This window comes from Kouleothrix sp. (assembly GCF_046328425.1).
Classification (GTDB): Bacteria; Chloroflexota; Chloroflexia; order Chloroflexales; family Roseiflexaceae; genus Kouleothrix.
This window is the reverse complement of sequence record NZ_JAXLWP010000005.1, coordinates 285,429-301,808: the sequence shown is the minus strand read 5'-3', so window position 1 is coordinate 301,808 and position 16,380 is coordinate 285,429. Positions and strand designations below refer to the sequence as shown.

The window sequence follows — 16,380 nt, the reverse complement described above, 5'->3', positions numbered from 1 at the left end:
CGGCTTTTTTTGATGAAAACAGCCGAAACATTTCAGCATATCTGGTGGGACGGCGACGCCGTGGGCCTGCTCGACCAGCGGCTGCTGCCGGGCGCCGAGGTGGCGGTGCGCTGCGCGACGCTCGGCGATGTGGTGCAGGCAATCAAGAGCATGCAGGTGCGCGGGGCGCCGGCGATCGGCTGCACTGCGGCCTATGGCATGGCGCTGGTGGCGCAGCAGCACCACGGCAGCGCCGCCGAGCTGCTTGCTCGCCTGGCCGAGGCCAAGGCCGCGCTCGACGCCAGCCGCCCCACCGCCGTGAACCTGATGTGGGCAACCGCGCGCATGCTGCGCGCCGCCGAATCCCACGCCACCGACGAGCCAGCCGCGCTGCGCGGCGCGCTGCTCGACGAAGCCCACGCGATCATGGCCGAAGACCTGGCGATGTGCTATGCGATCGGCGAGCACGGCCTGCAGCTCATCCCCGAGCGTGGCCACGTGCTGACGCACTGCAACGCCGGCGGGCTGGCCACCGCCGGGCTTGGCACCGCGCTCGCGCCCATTCGCATCGCGCACAGCAGCGGCCGGCCGGTGCATGTGTTCGTCGACGAAACCCGGCCGTTTTTGCAGGGCGCGCGCCTGACGGCCTGGGAGCTGCAGCGCGCCGGCGTGCCGCTGACGCTGATCACCGATAATATGGCCGCCTACTTCATGCGCCGCGGCGAGATCGACTGCGTGATCGTCGGCGCCGACCGCGTGGTGGCCAATGGCGATATCGCCAACAAGATCGGCACCTACGGCTTGGCCGTGCTGGCGCGCGCCCACGCCATCCCGTTCTATGTCGCAGCGCCTTCCTCCACGATCGATCTGAGCCTGCCCGACGGCGATGCCATCCCGATCGAGCAGCGCGACCCGGCCGAGGTCACGACGATTGGCGGGCAGATGCTGGCGCCGGCCGGCGTGCAGGCCGCGCACCCCGCGTTCGATGTTACGCCCCACGAGCTCATCACCGCCTTGATCACCGAGCGTGGCGTTATTCGGCCGCCATACGAGGAGAACCTGCGTCGTATTATGTAATTTGCGGTTTACGGTTTACGATTTTCTCGGGCCGATGCTGCCCGGTGCCCCGCCAGCGCTCGATGTGGAGTTTATCGTAAATCCAAAATCGTAAATCGTAAATCGCTATGCCGTTGCCTTTCGCACCCGCCGCCCTGCCGCTGCTGCTGGGCGGGCTGCCGCACCGCAACGCGGCGCAGGCGCTCGAGATCTCGCGCCGCTACGCCGGGGCGCTGCTGGCCTGGCCGCAGCTGCCTCAGCGCAGCTTGCGCGAGCAAAGCGTCGTGCAGAGCATGCTCGGCTTTCCGGGGCTGGTGGTCGACGAAACCCAGGCCCGCGTGTATGTCGACCGGCGGCGCGCCGAGCGCGAGCTCGACCGGCTGGGGCTGGCCTACCTGGAAGATCGCTACGCGACGGTGGCGCTCGCCCCCGACGACGCCTACGGCCTCGATGAGCTGCTGCGCCAGGCCGAGGGGCTGCGCGCCGCCAAGGCGCTCAAGGGCCAGCTGACCGGGCCGATCAGCCTGGCGGCGCAGGTGACCGACGAAAACGACCAGCCGCTGCTGTACGACGACATGCTGTTCGACGCGCTGGCGCAGCACTTGGCGCTGCGCGCCGAGTGGCAGGAGGCGCGGCTGAGCGAGTGGAACCCGACGACGATCATCTGCGTCGACGAACCGTTTCTCGAGATGGTCGGCCTGCCGTTTGTGCCCGTCGAGTGGCCGCGCGTGCGCGAGCAGATCGACCAGGTGCTCGAAGGCGTGCGCGGCTGCAAGGCGCTGTTCGCCGGCGGGGTGCCCAACTGGCACGAGCTGCTGCAGATCGGCGTCGATATGATTATCGCCGATGTCGCGCATCACGGCGCGGCGCTGGCCGAAGCGGCGCCGGCGCTCGGCGAGTTTCTCGGACGCGGCGGCGTGGTTGGCCTGGGCCTGCTACCCGCCGACGAAGACGCAATTGCGCGGGCCAGCGCCGATACGCTGGCGGCGCAGGCCGGCGCGCTGGCCGGGCAGCTCGCGCCGCACGGCATCGCCGCCGAGGCGCTGCTGCGCCAGTCGGTGCTCTCGGTCGCGGGCACACTGAGCCGCCTCTCGGTGGCGGCCGCCGAGCGCGCTCTGCAGCTTCTGGCCGAAGCCTCGGCGCAGCTGCGCGAGCAGTACAAGCTGATCTAGTTGCGCAGATTGCAATCTGCGCTTTGCAACAAGGAGCAATTCGTGCGAATCGTCGTCACTGGCTCGCTCGCCTACGATTATATTATGGACTTTCCCGGCTACTTCAAGGATCATATTCTGCCGGATAAAGTTCATATGCTCACCGTCAGCTTTCTGGTCGACTCAATGCGGCGCATGCGCGGCGGCGTGGCCGGCAACATCGCCTACACGCTCGCGCTGCTGGGCGATCGCCCGCTGGTGGTGGCTACCGCCGGCCAGGATTTCGGCGAGTACCGTGCCCTGATGGAGCGCCAGGGCATCGACGCCAGCGGCATCCGCCTGATCGACGACGAGTTCACCGCCTCGTGCTTTATCAACACCGACAAAGCCAACAACCAGATCGTCGCGTTCTATACCGGCGCGATGGCGCACTCCAAGCACCTCTCGCTGCTGGGCCTCGGGCTCGGCGCCGGCGACTTGGTGATTATCTCGCCGACTGATCCCGAGGCGATGTCGCGCTATGCCGCCGAGTGCCGCGCGCAGGGCGTGCCGTTCCTGTTCGACCCCGGCAAGCAGACGCCGCGCCTCGACGGCGAGCAGATCCTGGCTGGCCTGAATGGCGCCAGCGTGCTGGTTGGCAACGACTACGAGTTCGCCATGATGGCGCAGAAGACTGGCCGCAGCGAGGCCGATCTGATCGGCAGCGCCCCGTTGGCGGTGGTAACGCGCGGCAGCGAGGGCTCGGTGCTCTACGACAATGCGCACGCCAGCGAGATCGCCATCCCCGTGGCCCCGATCGCCGATGTCGTCGACCCGACCGGCGCCGGCGATGCGTACCTGGGCGGCCTGGTGTTCGGCCTGGCGCGCGGGCTGCCGCTCGATGTCGCCGGCCGCGTGGCCGCGCTGGCCGCCGCCTACGCGATCGAGAAGCGCGGCTGCCAGGAGCATAGCTACACCGTCGCCGAGTTCGCCGAGCGCTATGCCGCTGCGTTCGGGCCGAGCCGCGCGATTGAAACATGGGCCGCCGACGGCGTAACGCGGTGAAGCGATGAAGCGATGGCAGGGCTGGCTCGTGTCATCGTGCCAGGAGTGAGTATGCGCTGGGGAATCATCAGCACCGGCCATATCGCCGGGAAGTTTGCCGACGCGCTCCGCCCGTCGGGCAGCGAGCAGGTTGTGGCGGTGGCCAGCCGCGATGCGGCGCGCGCCGCCGAGTTCGCGCGGGGCCACGGCGGCGCCCGCGCCTATGGCTCGTATGCGGCGCTGCTGGCCGACGCCGACGTCGACGCCGTGTATATCGGCCTGCCGAATAGCATGCACGCCGAGTGGGCCGCCAAGGCCGCAGCCGCCGGCAAGCACGTTCTGTGCGAGAAGCCGATGGGCGTGAGCCGGGCCGAGGCTGCGGCCATGTTCGAGGCCGCGCGCGCCGGCGGGGTGTGGCTGATGGAGGCGTTTATGTACCGCTTCCACCCGCGCACGCTCAAGCTGGCCGAGCTGCTGCGCCAGGGCGCGATTGGCGAGGTGCGGCTGGTGCGCGCCTCGTTTGCGTTCATGGCGACCAACCCCGCCGATGTGCGCCTGAACGCCGAGCTGGCTGGCGGCGCGCTGATGGATGTCGGCTGCTACTGCGTGAACCTGGCGCGGCTGGCGGTGGGCCAGGCGCCTAGCCGCGCGCTGGCGGCGGCGCGCTGGGCGCCCTCGGGCGTCGATCTCACGCTGGCTGGCACGCTCGAGTACCCCGGCGCCGCGCTGGCGCAGATCTCGTGCAGCCTGGCAACCTCGTTCCACCAGAGCGTGCAGATCGTCGGCAGCGCTGGCGTGATCCAGTACGACGGCGCGTTCAACCTGCCGGCCGACCAGGCCGGCGTGCTGCATATTCGGCGCGACGCGCCTGGCGCAGCCCCCGAGACGATCGAGTTCCCAGGAGTAAACCAGTACCAGGCCGAGGCCGAAGGCTTCGCCCGGCTGGTTGCCGCCGGCCACGGCGCCGCCGGCCTGCCCGAGATGCCGCTGGCCGAGACGCTCGACAACATGGCCGCGATCGAGGCGCTGCTGCGCAGCGCGCGCGACGGCGGCGCGGTGGAGGTGGCGCAATGAGCGAGCGCGTCTGCTCGGTGTGCGGCGGCGCCGTGAAGCAGGTGGTGCTGATTGAAGACCACGGCCCGGCTAGCGGCGAGAAGCCCTCGGCGGTGGCGCCTGGCCACGCGCATCGCTCGCTCGGCGTGGTGTACAACGAGCACTACCCCACCGAGGCTACCGCCTGTACGGTCTGCGGCCATATCGACCTGTGGGTCGACCCGGAGTGGGTGGCCAGCCTGAAATAGCGGCTGAGAAGCTGTCTCAAACCAAGACAAATAAAGGAGCAGGGATTCTCAATGGCAAACAATTACGACATCAAGGACATTTCTCTGGCCGAGCAGGGCCGCAAGCGCATCGACTGGGCCGAGAAAGAGATGCCGGTGCTGCGGCTGCTGCGCGAGCGCTTCGAGAAAGAGCGCCCGCTGAACGGCCTGCGCCTTTCGGCGTGTCTGCACGTCACCGCTGAGACGGCCAACCTGGCGCGCACGCTGGCCGCCGGCGGCGCCGACGTGGTGCTGTGCGCCTCGAACCCGCTCAGCACGCAGGACGACGTGGCCGCCGCGCTGGTGGCCTACGAAGAGATCCCGGTCTACGCGATCAAGGGCGAAGATAACCAGACCTACTACGCGCACCTTGGCGCCGCGCTCGATCACAACCCGCACATCACCATGGACGACGGCGCCGACCTGGTGTCGGCGATCCTCAAGCAGCGCCCCGAGCTGCTCGACACGCTGATCGGCTCGACCGAAGAAACCACCACCGGCGTCATCCGGCTCAAGGCCATGGCCAACGACGGCGTGCTGAAATTCCCGGTGATCGCGGTGAACGATAGCGACACCAAGCACATGTTCGACAACCGCTATGGCACCGGCCAGAGCACGCTCGACGGCATCATCCGCGCCACGAATGTGCTGCTGGCGGGCAAAACGTTCGTGGTGGGCGGGTATGGCTGGTGCTCGCGCGGCATCGCCGACCGGGCGCGCGGCCTGGGCGCCAACGTTATCGTCACCGAGATCGACCCGATCAAGGCGCTGGAGGCCGCGATGGACGGCTTCCGCGTAATGCCGATGCTCGAGGCCGCGCCGCTTGCCGATTTCGTCTGCACCGCCACCGGCGACATCAATGTGCTTGACGGCCACCACTTCGCGGTGATGAAAGATGGCGCGATTGTGGCGAACAGCGGCCACTTCAATGTCGAGATCAACATCCCCTCGCTCGAAGCGCTGGCCGCCGAGAAGCGCCAGCCGCGCCCATTCATCGACCAGTACTTGCTGAAAGATGGCCGCGTGATCAATCTGCTGGGTGAGGGCCGGCTGATCAATCTGGCCAGCGCCGAGGGCCACCCCAGCGCGGTGATGGATATGTCGTTCGCTAACCAGGCGCTGGCCTCGGAGTTCTTGCAGAAGAACAAGGGCAAGCTGGCCAATGGCGTGCACGCGCTGCCCAAAGAGGTCGATCGCGAGATCGCCTCGCTGAAGCTCAAGGCTATGGGCATTAGCATCGATACGCTGACGCCCGAGCAGGACAAGTACCTGCACTCGTGGGAAGAGGGAACGTAAACCGAGCAGAACCAAGAGCTAAGGAGCTGGGAACCACCGGGCATCGGGCGCTTCTCGGCTCTCGGCTCGTGGCTCTCGTGATGAGCGTCGAAAGGAACGAGCGATCATGGCGATCTACGATCCTGGGCAGCAGCCAAGCTGGAACCCGCCGGTCGACCAGCCCGCGCCGGGCGCGGCGCAGAGCGAGCCTCAGCTCACCACCAGCGGCGACCGCTGGGCGATCGCGGCGCTGGCGATCGTCGGCACCTCGCTGATAAGCTGCATCCCTGGCCTGAACTGCCTGGCGCCGCTGGTGCCGCTGATCGTCGGTATCGTCACGCTTACCAAAGCCAAAACCGCCGTCGACCCGAGCAGGGCGCGGCTGTACGGCTGGCTGGCGGTTGGCCTCGGCTCGCTGTTTTTGCTGGCGCTGATCAGCATTATCGCGCTCTATGGCACCATCTTTGCGGCGCTGATGCGCGACCCGCGCTTTCAGCAGCAGCTGCGATAGAGCGCGCCGTTTCCGGCGACGTGCTCCGATTGCTCCGGAGTGCAATCGCGCTCCATACTGCGCGATTGCACTCCGGAATACGCTCAGGCAGCGAAGCCTCGGCTCAAACGTCGGGGCGCCAAAGATAGCACGTGCCCCGCGCTTGCCACCATACAAGCGCAACAGGAAGTAATTGCGGCGCGCGCCGCACCAGAAGGGCGAGCCTCGCCCCGACAAACCAGGAGTTTTTCGCATGCCAACATCGTTCATGCAATCGCCCCAGCTCTTCTTCACCTCGGAATCCGTGACGGAAGGGCACCCCGATAAGCTGTGCGACCAGGTCTCCGACGCGATCCTCGACGCGTTCCTGGCGGTCGACCCGCGCTCGCGCGTGGCCTGCGAGACGGCCGCCACCACCGGGCTGGTGCTGGTGATGGGCGAGGTTACCACCGAGGGCTACGTCGAGATCCAGGAAGTTGTGCGCAAGACCATCCGCGAGATCGGGTATACCGGCACCGGCGTGGGCTTCGACGCCGATACCTGCGGCGTGATTGTGGCGCTGCACGGCCAGTCGCCCGATATCGCGCTGGGCGTCGATAAAGCGCTCGAGGCCAAGCAGGGCGCCATGACCGAGGCCGAGATCGAGGCCGTCGGCGCAGGCGACCAGGGCATGATGTTCGGGTTCGCCTGCAACGAGACGCCCGAGCTTATGCCGCTGACGATCAGCCTGGCCCACAAGCTCACGCGCGAGCTCGCGGTGGCGCGCAAGACTGGCCGGATCGCCTACCTTGGCCCCGACGCCAAGAGCCCGGTGACGGTCGAGTACGCGCACGGCCAGCCGGTGCGCGTCGACACGCTGCTGATCAGCACGCAGCACGCCGCCGATGTCAGCCAGAACCAGATCCGCGAGGATGTGATCGAGGATGTGTTTCACAAGGTCGTGCCCGCCGAGATGCTCGACAGCAAGACCAAGTATTACGTGAACCCGACCGGCCGCTTCGTGACGGGCGGGCCGCACGGCGACGCCGGCCTGACCGGCCGCAAGATCATCGTCGACACGTACGGCGGCGTGGCGCGCCACGGCGGCGGCGCGTTCTCGGGCAAGGACCCGACGAAAGTCGACCGCTCGGCGGCCTACGCGGCGCGCTGGGTTGCCAAGAACGTGGTGGCCGCCGGCCTGGCCGACCGCTTTGAAGTGCAGCTGGCCTACGCGATCGGCGTGGCGCGCCCGCTCTCGGTGAGCGTCGAGAGCTTCGGCACCAACAAGATCGCCGAGGAGACGATCGTCAAGCTGATCAACCAGCACTTCGATCTGCGCCCCGGCGCGATCATCCGCGACCTCGACCTGCGCCGGCCGATCTACCGGCAGACCGCCGCGTACGGCCACTTCGGCCGCACCGATATCGACCTGCCGTGGGAGCGCACCGACCGTGCCGAGGCGCTGCGGCGCGCCGCTACGCTCTAGCCGTGGTTCGGCGCCAGCGCGTAGGGTTGTGGCGCGCCCCTACGCGCAGGCGCCGCTGTAGCGCCGCACCCCCAGGCGCCACACCAGCGAGGCCGCCAGCACGCACACCATCGCCACCGCCACAAACAGCAGCACCTGCCACCAGCGCAGGTCGCCGCGTAGCGCCTGCATCGGCACAGTCGTAGCCACCGCGATCGGCACCACAAACGTAATGATCACGCGCAGCCAGGCCGGGTAGACCGTCACCGGGTAGCGCCCCGCGTCCATCAGCGCCTGCAAGATCGTCACGTTGTTGTCGAACTTGACGAACCAGAACGTGCAGGCGATCAGCACCACCCACAGGCTATAGATGATCAGCCCGCCCGAGAGTGTGAGCAGCAGAAAGCTCAGCAGGCTCAGCGGCGTCGCGCCGCCGCCTTGCATGTTCAGCCCGACCGCCAGCAGCACGAGCGCCAGGCCGATGTCCCAAGCTCGCCAGATCACAATCCGCGCGAAGCTAATCAGAAACAGGCTGTTCACCGGCAGCAGCAGCGTGTAGTCGAGCGAGCCGTCGCGCACGCTGGTGTTGAAGCGCTCGGTATTTGGCCAGATCAGCGCGGCCATAAGCGTATTCACCAGCCGCCACACGCCCAGCAGCGCGATCAGCTCGCCCGGCCCCCAGCCGCCCAGCGTCGCCGTGTTGCTGAAGATAATGCTCAGGCTCAGCAGCTCCCAGCCGAGCCACATCAGGCTCAGCAGCATGTTGATCACCGTGTCGGCGCGGTAGGCCAGCTCTTGCTGAAGGTTCAGCTTGAATAGCGTGCCGAGCAATTTGAGATGGTGCATGCCTACGCCCCCACCGCTGAGAAGCGCTTGACGCCGCTGCGCCACACCAGCTGGAACAGCCCGAGCGCGATTGCGAACCACACCGCAGCCAGCGCGAAGTCGCGCACGATCACGTCGGGCGGCAGCTTGCCGAGGATGAGCTGGATCGGAAAGTAGCGCAGCAGCTGGAACGGCAAGAACTGCGCGATCCGCTGGATCATCGGCGGCATCAGGTCGAGCGGCACGAACTGCCCGGCGAACAAGATCATGAGCGCCATGTAGAACTCGTGCAGCGAGTAGACCCGTGTTGTCCAGAACGCCACGCAGGTGATCGCCGCGCCGAACAGAAAGCTGATGCCAAACGCCAGGGCGATCGCCGGCGCGGCCAGCAGCAGCGACATCGGCGTGACGCCGCTGAAATCGGGCTGGAATAGCAGGCACAGCAGCAGCCATACCGGCACCAGCACCATCAGCATCAGCGCTTTGAACGCCAGGTTGTTCATCAGCGTGTTGGTGAGGATCGGGTGCACCGGCTTGAGCAGATCGCCCGACAGCGTGCCATCCTGGATCTTGTAGGCCAGCAGGTGGATGGTAATATCGCTGGCCAGGTTGTCGACGATCAGCAGCGTCAGGTAGTAGGTGACGAAGTCGTTGGGCGTGAGGCCGCCGACCTGGCCCTGGCCGCGCGCCACCGTCGACCAGACCGACAGGTACACGATCGGCGAGACCAGCCAGTACAACAGGTACATCAGCAGGTTCGCGCGGTACTGCCACTGCTCCGACCAGTTCACCTGCCACATGCGCCAGTAGATTCGCAGCATGCGTGCTCCTATTTATACCAATTTCGCTTGATTACTGACACTTTGGTGGGGGTTTGGGGGCGGCGAAGCCGCCCCCAAATTTCTTATTGTGTTGCACTCCGTGGCGAAGCCACGAGTCGCAATCGATACGTGATCAACCGAACAGCGTATTATTCGTGGAAGGCGCGCTCGATCACGTCTTCGATCGGCGGGTCTTCGATCGTCAGGTCGTGCACTGGCAGATCCGAGAGCAGGCGCGCGGTGATCGTGGCGGCCTCGCCGGCGGGCACCTGGATCAGCCGCTTGCCGTCGCCGTTCTCGTTTGGCAGCGGCGTGCCGTAGCGGCTGAGGTCGCCGGGGGTTTCGTCGCGCAGCGCCACGGCGATCAGCTTGAACGGCGCGATCCGGCGCGTCAGATCGCTAATGGCGCCATCGTACTTGAGCTGGCCGTGGTGGATGATGATGATCCGCTCGCACAGCGCGGTGACATCGGCCATGTAGTGGCTGGTGAGCAGGATCGTCGCCCCGGTGCGGCGGTTGTACTCCTGCAGAAAGCTGCGGATGCGCGCCTGGGCGGTGATATCGAGCCCGATCGTCGGCTCGTCGAGGAACAGCACCTGCGGGCGGTGCAGCAGGCCGGCCGCCAGCTCGCACTTCATGCGCTCGCCGAGCGAGAGGTTGCGCACCGGCTTGCGCATGATCGGCGCCAGCTCGAGCAGGTCGTCGAGCTCGGCCAGCGTGCGGCGGTAGTCGGCATCGCCGATGCGGTAGACTGCCTGGTTCAGCAGAAACGAGTCGGCCGCCGGGATGTCCCACGCGAGGCGGTTGCGCTGGCCCATCACCAGCGTCATCGACTGCAGGTAGCCGCGCTTGCGCTCCCACGGGGTGAAGCCAAGCACGTCGGCGCGGCCGGCGCTCGGGTGCAGCAGCCCGGCCAGCATCTTCAGCGTGGTGGTTTTGCCGGCGCCATTTGGCCCAAGAAACCCGACGATCTCGCCCTGGCCGATGCGAAAGTTCACCTCGTGCACGGCCTGCACGTCGCGGTAGCGCCGGCGGAAGAAGCTGCGCACGGCCGAGCCGAAGCCGCCTTCGCGCTCGGGCACGTGGTACGTTTTGCTCAGGGAATCGACGGCGATCGTCTCGCGTGCTGTGCTCACGGCGCGCTCGGCCTTTCAATAACATGCTCACTGACACGACTTACGTGGTGGGGGTTCGGGGGGGGCTTCGCCGCCCCCATGCGCATTAAGCTTACGCCACACAGCTATCGGTACTCATCAAAAACCGCTGGAAGGTACACGGATGTTTCCTGCGTCGGTTCTTGCGGCAGCCTGCTTGAATACAGCGTGCCAGCGTCGTCAGCGCGTCCCGCAGCCGTGCGGGCTGCCCCATCGCCGTTGCCAGCGCGATCCAATGCGTACGAATTGTCTGTGCCGCTTTGCCCCAACTCCGTGCGGGCGCATCCCACCTGCCACGAGCAGCAGCCAATGCTGCACAATTTGATTGAGCAAGCGTCCATACAATTCACAGCACCCGCCACGGCTGCACGTCCCGTACCAGATCAATCTGCCCGTGGCTTTTCCACAGCTTAAACAGCAGTTCGATCTGCCAGCGCGCCCGCGCCAGCACCAGCGCCTCCGTCACCGTCAGTCCGTCCGGCGGATGGTGGTCACAAACACGCTCCACGCCGCCAAGGCCAAGCGCAGCGCGCTGACCATCTGGCCCTGCGCTTTGGCTTCCTCCCGCAAGCGGCGGCGGCGCTGGTCGACCACCTCCTGCGGTGCCCGCACTGCCAGCAAGCGCGCCCGCACCTGCGCCTCCCGCCCCAGCCGCACCGGTGATCGAGCGTTGCCTCGGGCATGGCGGCCAGCAGGTCGTGCAGGCGCCACCAGCGTCCATCGTCCGTTTGCAGGCTGGTCAGTGCCCGCATGCGCGAGAACCAGGACACGCCCCGCGCGTCCAACTCCGCCAGCAGGGCGAGGTCAAAATAGCCCAAATCCACCAGCCGGACCGCGCCCGCGGCAGATCGTGATGCAGGGTGGCGTGAGCATCCGACTCAGGCCATCAGGCGGGTCGGGCCGCGCAAGGCCTCCCGTGCGCAGGTCGAGGGCGACCTTGCTTTTAAGCGCCGCGTTGCCGGCGTCGGGCGTGCCATTACCGCAGCCGGTCCAGACCGCAGCGAGCGCCTCGGGCAAGGCGATCGTGGTACTATCTTGCACCACCACCTCGGCGAAGCGGTCGAGGATGGGCAAGCTGAGTGGGTCAGCACACAGCACCTCGCCAATCGCAGCCCCGAGCACGTGTTCCAGACAGGTGGCGGCGGTTCGGTCAAACCGCTGATGCAAGGCTTCGGGCGAGATGGTTACGCCCAAGGCGGCACTCGTCTGCGTCAGGGCGCTCAAGCTCGCCTGCGGGTCGGCACCGGAGGCCAAACACGAGCGTTTGCACGAACACACTGCCGGTCAGTTTGGCGTCCGAGCGCTGAACAAAGCCGGTCTGGCGGCTGGCACGGTCGGCTTCCTCGGTCAACACCGCCGCAAGCGTGGCGGCCAGCTGTGGTATAGTCGTCATCAGGGCGGCTCCCGTCGGTGTTTGGTTGTGGTTTAGCGACAACAACCATACCACAAGAGCTGTCCTTGTCTACTACGCTTAATGTATGGGCGGCAAAGCCGCCCCCGAAAACTCTTTGCTGGTCGCGGCCACCGCCGGCCGCGACCAGCCAAAAAGAGTCTGGAGGGCTTGCGCCCTCCCAAACCTCCCATGCGGGAGGACACCGCGTAAGTCCTGTCACCGAGAGGTTCGGAGAAGCTTCGCTCCTCCGGCTCCCCTATTTCCCAAGAAGTCTAATACGAATGCATGATGCGCCGATCTTAGCACAGATTTGCGAATGTAAGATCAGTCTTGCGTTTGATGTATGTCGCCAGCGGCTAGCCCGGCCGCCGCCGTGCAACCCGCTGAAACACAACTCTGGGCGCGCCTGCGATCATCTGGAGCGCGAACTGGGCCGACGAGATGCTCGGCAGACCGAGCGCACTGCGCATGGTTTCGGCCAGCGCGCCGACGTCGAGCACGCGCGCGGCGTTTTTTCGCCAGGCCAGCGCGGCAACTCCCGCCGCGCCGCTGTGGCCCGCGCTGTCGCGCAAGTCTTTGTGCGGCTCGCCGGCGTGCTCGTCGGGCGGGTCGGCGCCGAAGTGCAGCGCTTCGGGTGGCAGGTGCAGCGCGACGCTGCCGAGCACGCCGGCAAACAGGTGGATCGCGACATCGGGGCCAAGGCGCTCGCCGCGCAGGTGCTCAAGCTGCGTCCCGTCGTGGTCGTAGGCGTCGGCCAGCAGGCTTGGCCAGCCGCTTACCGCTGCCGAGCGCAGCACAACGCCAGTGATCGCGCGGCTGGGGTCGGGCGGCGCCCCAAACTGGCCGGCTTGGTCGTTGCGGTAGTCGGCCGATGTAGCCCGGCCAATGCTCAGCGCGCCGTCGATCAGCGCGTCGACCCACAGCTGGTCGATCAGAAAAAAGCGGATCGACTCGCGCGGCAGCATACGCTCGTCGGGCACGAGGTAGTTGAACGGGACGCCCTCGAGCAGCCGCAGCCGGTCAAGCCAGTGCACCAGCGTCTGCGGCATTGGCACAGCCTCGAGCTTAGGGATGGGCAGGTGCGGCTGCTTGGCACGCTGCTCGGCCTGGCGCCGCGACTGGATGTTGCGGCGCTTCCACACAAACAGCCCGGTCGAGAAGGCTTTGTCCTGCAAGGCTAGCAGGCGCCCAATTTCCCAGGCGGCGGCATACGAAACATCGAATATGCCGTGAGCGAGATCGTAGTGCAGCAGCTCGTCGGCCGCGCGCACCGGCAGCACCACGTCGCGCCGGTGCTCGCCAGTGCCGAGTGGCCCGTGGTACCACGAGATCGTGCGAGTGCCCTGGCGAAATGTGTGCGGCAGCGGCACCGAGCCGGCCGCCAGGTAGGTTTCGACGCCGGGCATGCTTTCGGGCGGCAGGCGCAGCGCGGGCTGCGCGTAGTCGAGCGCGCTCAGCAGCGCCGCAATATGCTGTGTGCCGCCCGCGCAGCCGAAGCGCCAGCTTTTCAGGCAAACCAGGCGCACGAGGTCGTCGGGGCCGGCGCCGGGCGCGTCGAGCGCCCCGCCACTGAAGCGGCCTTCGAGCGAAACCAGGTAAGCCGTGCTGGTGCCGCTGGGCCGGGGCATGCGGTTGCCGACGATCACGGCCTGGTCGCCGCCGGGGCCAGCGCGTACATGCGCCAGGTATGGCAGCTCGCTCGCGCTCGGCAGGATCCGGTCGAGCAGGTGCTTGGGGATGTCGATCACCATGGCCGTGTCGGTGGCGCGCTGGCCGGCTTCGAGCGCCACGCCTGGCCAGAATACGCCGTCGGCGCTTGGCGCCAGCAGGCTCGCCAGCGTACGATTTGCCGGCGCGCACGCCCGGCCGGCAATCGCGGCGACCTGCTCGTCGCGGCCGGCAAACGTGCCGGCTAGCTTGGGGGCAGCGCGCCGGCCAGGCGAGATCACCACCGCGCTGTCGGGCTGGGCGGCGAGCGTGCCCAGCCAGCCGACATCGGGCCGCGCGAGGTAGGCCCACAATGCCTCGCCGTCGCCGGCCTGGTAGGCTCCGAGAAACGTGCGCTTTTCGAGCACACCGCCAAGCTGCTCGCCGTCGTCGAGCAGCAGCAGCGCCAGCCAGGGCGCGTCGGGGCTCGCGCCGTCGGCCTTGCGCTCCCAGGGCAGCGTGCTGCGGCCAAGCGCGATATGCGGCAGCACCAGCGCGTGATCGCCAACGCTGCCCTCGGCTGGGAACAGCGCCAGGATCGATTGGGGGTCGAGGCTGAAGCGATCGCCGGCGACGGTGAAGTGCCGCCGGGCGCTAAAGGCCGAGCCGGGGATCTTTTTGGCCGTGGCAATTTCGGTGGTCGCGATCGTTTGCGTCACCACGATCTCGTAGCTGCCGCTGTGCAGCGGTGGCTTGTGGTGCTGCACAAACGTCACCGTGCCGTCCGGCGGCGTATTTGTTGGTTCGGCCATGTGCCCTCGCGTTGGTTGCGAAACCTTGCTGCCGCAGGCAGAAACAGCGCTGCCAGGCGGGAGGTAGCGCGTAAGCGCCGTCAGTTACACGAGTTACGCGGTGGGGGTTTGGGGGCGGCTTTGCCGCCCCCGAAAACTTCCTTTTTGGCTGGTGGCGGCCACGGCGGTGGCCGCCACCAGCCAAAAAGAGTGATTTTGGATGGCTTGCGCCCTCCAAGCCTCCCACGCGGGAGGACGCCGCGTAAGTCCTGTTATTTATTGGGCGCACTTGCGTGATTCGGCTTTCTATAGGTGCGAGATGGTACGTGTTTATCTTCCGTGTGCGGTTCTCCTGCGCGCAGCGCGGAAGAACCGCACACGATAGGGAGAATAGTACCCGCTCTGCCGAAGGCTGATGGCGCCAGCTGCGTACGTCCTTTATTTATCTCTCTGTGCCCTCTGTGCCTGTGTGGTGCAATTGACGAGCGCGCAGCCCGGCCGCCTGGGCGCGGCGCTCGGCGTCGAGGCGGATGGCGGCAAGCAGCGCGGCGGTTATCGCGGCGTTCGCGGCGTTTTGCTGCTCGACGATCGGGTTGATGTACCAGCGTAGGTAGCGCCGCACCAGCTTGTTCACCAGCGCGGCGAGCCTGCCCAGCGCGCTCGTGCCGGCCAGCGGCCAGTGCGCGCTCACCTGCTCGCGCAGGCGCAGCTGCGGCTCAAGCGCGCGCAGCTCGAGGTCGGGGAAGCGCGCGGGCGGCTCGGCTGCGGCGCGCTGCTGAAGCGTGGCCTGGAGGCCGGCGGTAGGGCCGGCGGGCTGGCGCTCGGCTGGCTCTACCGCCGGTGGCACAGCTGCGTCGCCGCCCGCCGGCCGGCTGCCTTCCAGCCCCTGGCGCGCCGCGAGCTGCTCGCCCAGCTCGAGGTAGGCGTCGGCCAGCAGGCGCAGCGCGCGCGCCACCGCGTCGTTGTAGGCATTCTGCTGCTCGACGATCGGGTTGATGTACCAGCGCAGGTAGCGCCGCACCAGCTTGTTCACCAGGCCGATCGCGCGCTGCGGCAGTGTCGTGCCGATCAGCGGCCAGTGCGCGCTGACCACGCGGTGCAGCTCGATCTCGTCGAGGCTGCGCAGCAGCTCGCGCTCGAGCGGCGTGGGCTCGAGCTGGCCGCGGGCCACACGCTGGGCGCGTACCTCGTCGCGCAGCGCCGCGAGGATCGCCGCTACGTCGGCCTGGCCGATGCGCGGCTCGTCAGAGTGCTGTGTCATGTGTCATCATCTCAGTCGCAGCACAAAGGCTGGGGCTTGGGCAGCTGGCGTGCTCTGCCTTCGGCAAAGAGGATTCTTGGGAGCCCTGCGGCCGCCAAACCTCCACAAGCGCACAGCAAGCACATGTCAGGAATACGTGCGAATGTCGATTGTCAGGCGCGGCGCGCCGGCCAGCTCGGCGCAGCCCAGCAGCGCCTCGATCAGCGGCTGGCGCGCGGGCATGCGCCGCGAGTACAGCAGGTGGCTGGCGAGCTGGCTGTCGCTCGCGCCGAAGCCCCGCGCCGGCATGGCCAGGCCCGGCGCAGTGGCCAGCGCGCCGGCCCAGCAGCGCTCGAGCGGCGCCAGAGATGCGACGGCCCACGCCTCGACCAGCGCCGCCTGCGCGCGCAGGTAGTCGATGTGCCAGTGCGGCCGGGGTTTGTGCCTGCGCTCGTGGTGCGCCAGCCGCGCGGCCAGCCCGCCGCTGCCAAACGCGCTGCCGACATACAGGTAGTAGCCAGGCGCGAAGGTAAAGCGCCCCAGCCGGCCGACCTGCCAATCGGCCAGCTCGCGCTCGAGGTGCAGAATCAGCAGGTAGGTGCCTTTCACCGCCGCCCTGTGTACGCCACTGCCGGCGCCCATTATAGCATCTCGCGGCGGCGCGGATGCGCTGTGCTATAATGCGCGCAGAAACGAATGACGGGGCGACGCGGTGCCTGAGCGGGGCGGCTTGTTTTGAGCCGCAGCCTCGTTCGCCGCGCCGCCCCGTGAT

The 16,380-nt window shown here is 67.4% G+C and carries 15 protein-coding genes; 8 read left to right on the top strand and 7 right to left on the bottom strand.

Translation table 11 applies throughout. The features are described from left to right. Positions 1-12: 12 nt before the first annotated feature. The 8 genes from mtnA (at position 13) to metK (ending at position 7,758) form a co-directional block, all read left to right on the top strand. Positions 13-1,056, top strand: coding sequence for an S-methyl-5-thioribose-1-phosphate isomerase (gene mtnA / locus U0177_RS05980; protein ID WP_409569687.1), 1,044 nt, complete (start codon positions 13-15; stop codon positions 1,054-1,056). Positions 1,057-1,163: 107 nt separating this feature from the next. Further along, a complete protein-coding gene (locus U0177_RS05975) occupies positions 1,164-2,207 on the top strand; it encodes a hypothetical protein (protein WP_409569686.1) in 1,044 nt (347 codons plus the stop codon). A gap of 42 nt (positions 2,208-2,249) precedes the next feature. Then, positions 2,250-3,230, top strand: coding sequence for a carbohydrate kinase family protein (locus tag U0177_RS05970; RefSeq protein ID WP_409569685.1), 981 nt, complete (start codon positions 2,250-2,252; stop codon positions 3,228-3,230). Positions 3,231-3,281: 51 nt separating this feature from the next. After that, positions 3,282-4,283: a Gfo/Idh/MocA family protein gene (locus U0177_RS05965; RefSeq protein WP_409569684.1), complete on the top strand. Its 1,002-nt coding sequence runs from the start codon at positions 3,282-3,284 to the stop codon at positions 4,281-4,283. Next, positions 4,280-4,510 (top strand): hypothetical protein, encoded by a 231-nt coding sequence (locus tag U0177_RS05960; RefSeq protein ID WP_409569683.1) that lies wholly within the window; start codon positions 4,280-4,282, stop codon positions 4,508-4,510. The genes U0177_RS05965 and U0177_RS05960 overlap by 4 nt, the downstream gene beginning before the upstream one ends. A gap of 51 nt (positions 4,511-4,561) precedes the next feature. Continuing rightward, positions 4,562-5,824, top strand: coding sequence for an adenosylhomocysteinase (gene ahcY / locus U0177_RS05955; RefSeq protein WP_409569682.1), 1,263 nt, complete (start codon positions 4,562-4,564; stop codon positions 5,822-5,824). A 106-nt stretch (positions 5,825-5,930) separates the two neighbouring features. After that, positions 5,931-6,314 carry a hypothetical protein gene (locus U0177_RS05950; RefSeq protein WP_409569681.1) on the top strand — a complete coding sequence of 128 codons (384 nt, stop codon included), beginning with the start codon at positions 5,931-5,933 and terminating at the stop codon, positions 6,312-6,314. A gap of 232 nt (positions 6,315-6,546) precedes the next feature. Then, the gene (gene metK / locus U0177_RS05945; RefSeq protein WP_409569680.1) at positions 6,547-7,758 is read left to right on the top strand and encodes a methionine adenosyltransferase; all 1,212 of its coding nucleotides are present in this window, start codon (positions 6,547-6,549) and stop codon (positions 7,756-7,758) included. Between the two features lie 39 nt (positions 7,759-7,797). Here the strand turns inward: metK and U0177_RS05940 are convergent, their stop codons facing one another. The 7 genes from U0177_RS05940 to U0177_RS05910 form a co-directional block, all read right to left on the bottom strand. Beyond that, complete coding sequence (locus U0177_RS05940) at positions 7,798-8,583, bottom strand: ABC transporter permease (protein ID WP_409569679.1); 786 nt, start codon at positions 8,581-8,583, stop codon at positions 7,798-7,800. A 2-nt stretch (positions 8,584-8,585) separates the two neighbouring features. Further along, a complete protein-coding gene (locus U0177_RS05935) occupies positions 8,586-9,383 on the bottom strand; it encodes an ABC transporter permease (RefSeq protein ID WP_409569678.1) in 798 nt (265 codons plus the stop codon). A gap of 149 nt (positions 9,384-9,532) precedes the next feature. Beyond that, positions 9,533-10,519, bottom strand: coding sequence for an ATP-binding cassette domain-containing protein (locus U0177_RS05930; RefSeq protein ID WP_409569677.1), 987 nt, complete (start codon positions 10,517-10,519; stop codon positions 9,533-9,535). 822 nt (positions 10,520-11,341) lie between these two features. Beyond that, complete coding sequence (locus U0177_RS05925; RefSeq protein WP_409569676.1) at positions 11,342-11,659, bottom strand: hypothetical protein; 318 nt, start codon at positions 11,657-11,659, stop codon at positions 11,342-11,344. Between the two features lie 627 nt (positions 11,660-12,286). Next, complete coding sequence (locus U0177_RS05920; protein WP_409569675.1) at positions 12,287-14,389, bottom strand: hypothetical protein; 2,103 nt, start codon at positions 14,387-14,389, stop codon at positions 12,287-12,289. 421 nt (positions 14,390-14,810) lie between these two features. Beyond that, on the bottom strand, positions 14,811-15,629 hold the full coding sequence (locus U0177_RS05915; RefSeq protein ID WP_409569674.1) for a hypothetical protein: 819 nt from the start codon (positions 15,627-15,629) through the stop codon (positions 14,811-14,813). A 126-nt stretch (positions 15,630-15,755) separates the two neighbouring features. Beyond that, positions 15,756-16,217, bottom strand: coding sequence for a GIY-YIG nuclease family protein (locus tag U0177_RS05910; protein WP_409569673.1), 462 nt, complete (start codon positions 16,215-16,217; stop codon positions 15,756-15,758). Positions 16,218-16,380 lie beyond the last annotated feature (163 nt).

Bases quoted from the DNA above. Each gene is read 5' to 3' on its own strand.
- mtnA (WP_409569687.1), top strand. From the start codon at position 13: ATGAAAACAGCCGAAACATTTCAGCATATCTGGTGGGACGGCGACGCC.
- U0177_RS05975 (WP_409569686.1), top strand. From the start codon at position 1,164: ATGCCGTTGCCTTTCGCACCCGCCGCCCTGCCGCTGCTGCTGGGCGGG.
- U0177_RS05965 (WP_409569684.1), top strand. From the start codon at position 3,282: ATGCGCTGGGGAATCATCAGCACCGGCCATATCGCCGGGAAGTTTGCC.
- U0177_RS05960 (WP_409569683.1), top strand. From the start codon at position 4,280: ATGAGCGAGCGCGTCTGCTCGGTGTGCGGCGGCGCCGTGAAGCAGGTG.
- ahcY (WP_409569682.1), top strand. From the start codon at position 4,562: ATGGCAAACAATTACGACATCAAGGACATTTCTCTGGCCGAGCAGGGC.
- U0177_RS05950 (WP_409569681.1), top strand. From the start codon at position 5,931: ATGGCGATCTACGATCCTGGGCAGCAGCCAAGCTGGAACCCGCCGGTC.
- metK (WP_409569680.1), top strand. From the start codon at position 6,547: ATGCCAACATCGTTCATGCAATCGCCCCAGCTCTTCTTCACCTCGGAA.
- U0177_RS05940 (WP_409569679.1), bottom strand. From the start codon at position 8,583: ATGCACCATCTCAAATTGCTCGGCACGCTATTCAAGCTGAACCTTCAG.
- U0177_RS05935 (WP_409569678.1), bottom strand. From the start codon at position 9,383: ATGCTGCGAATCTACTGGCGCATGTGGCAGGTGAACTGGTCGGAGCAG.
- U0177_RS05920 (WP_409569675.1), bottom strand. From the start codon at position 14,389: ATGGCCGAACCAACAAATACGCCGCCGGACGGCACGGTGACGTTTGTG.
- U0177_RS05915 (WP_409569674.1), bottom strand. From the start codon at position 15,629: ATGACACAGCACTCTGACGAGCCGCGCATCGGCCAGGCCGACGTAGCG.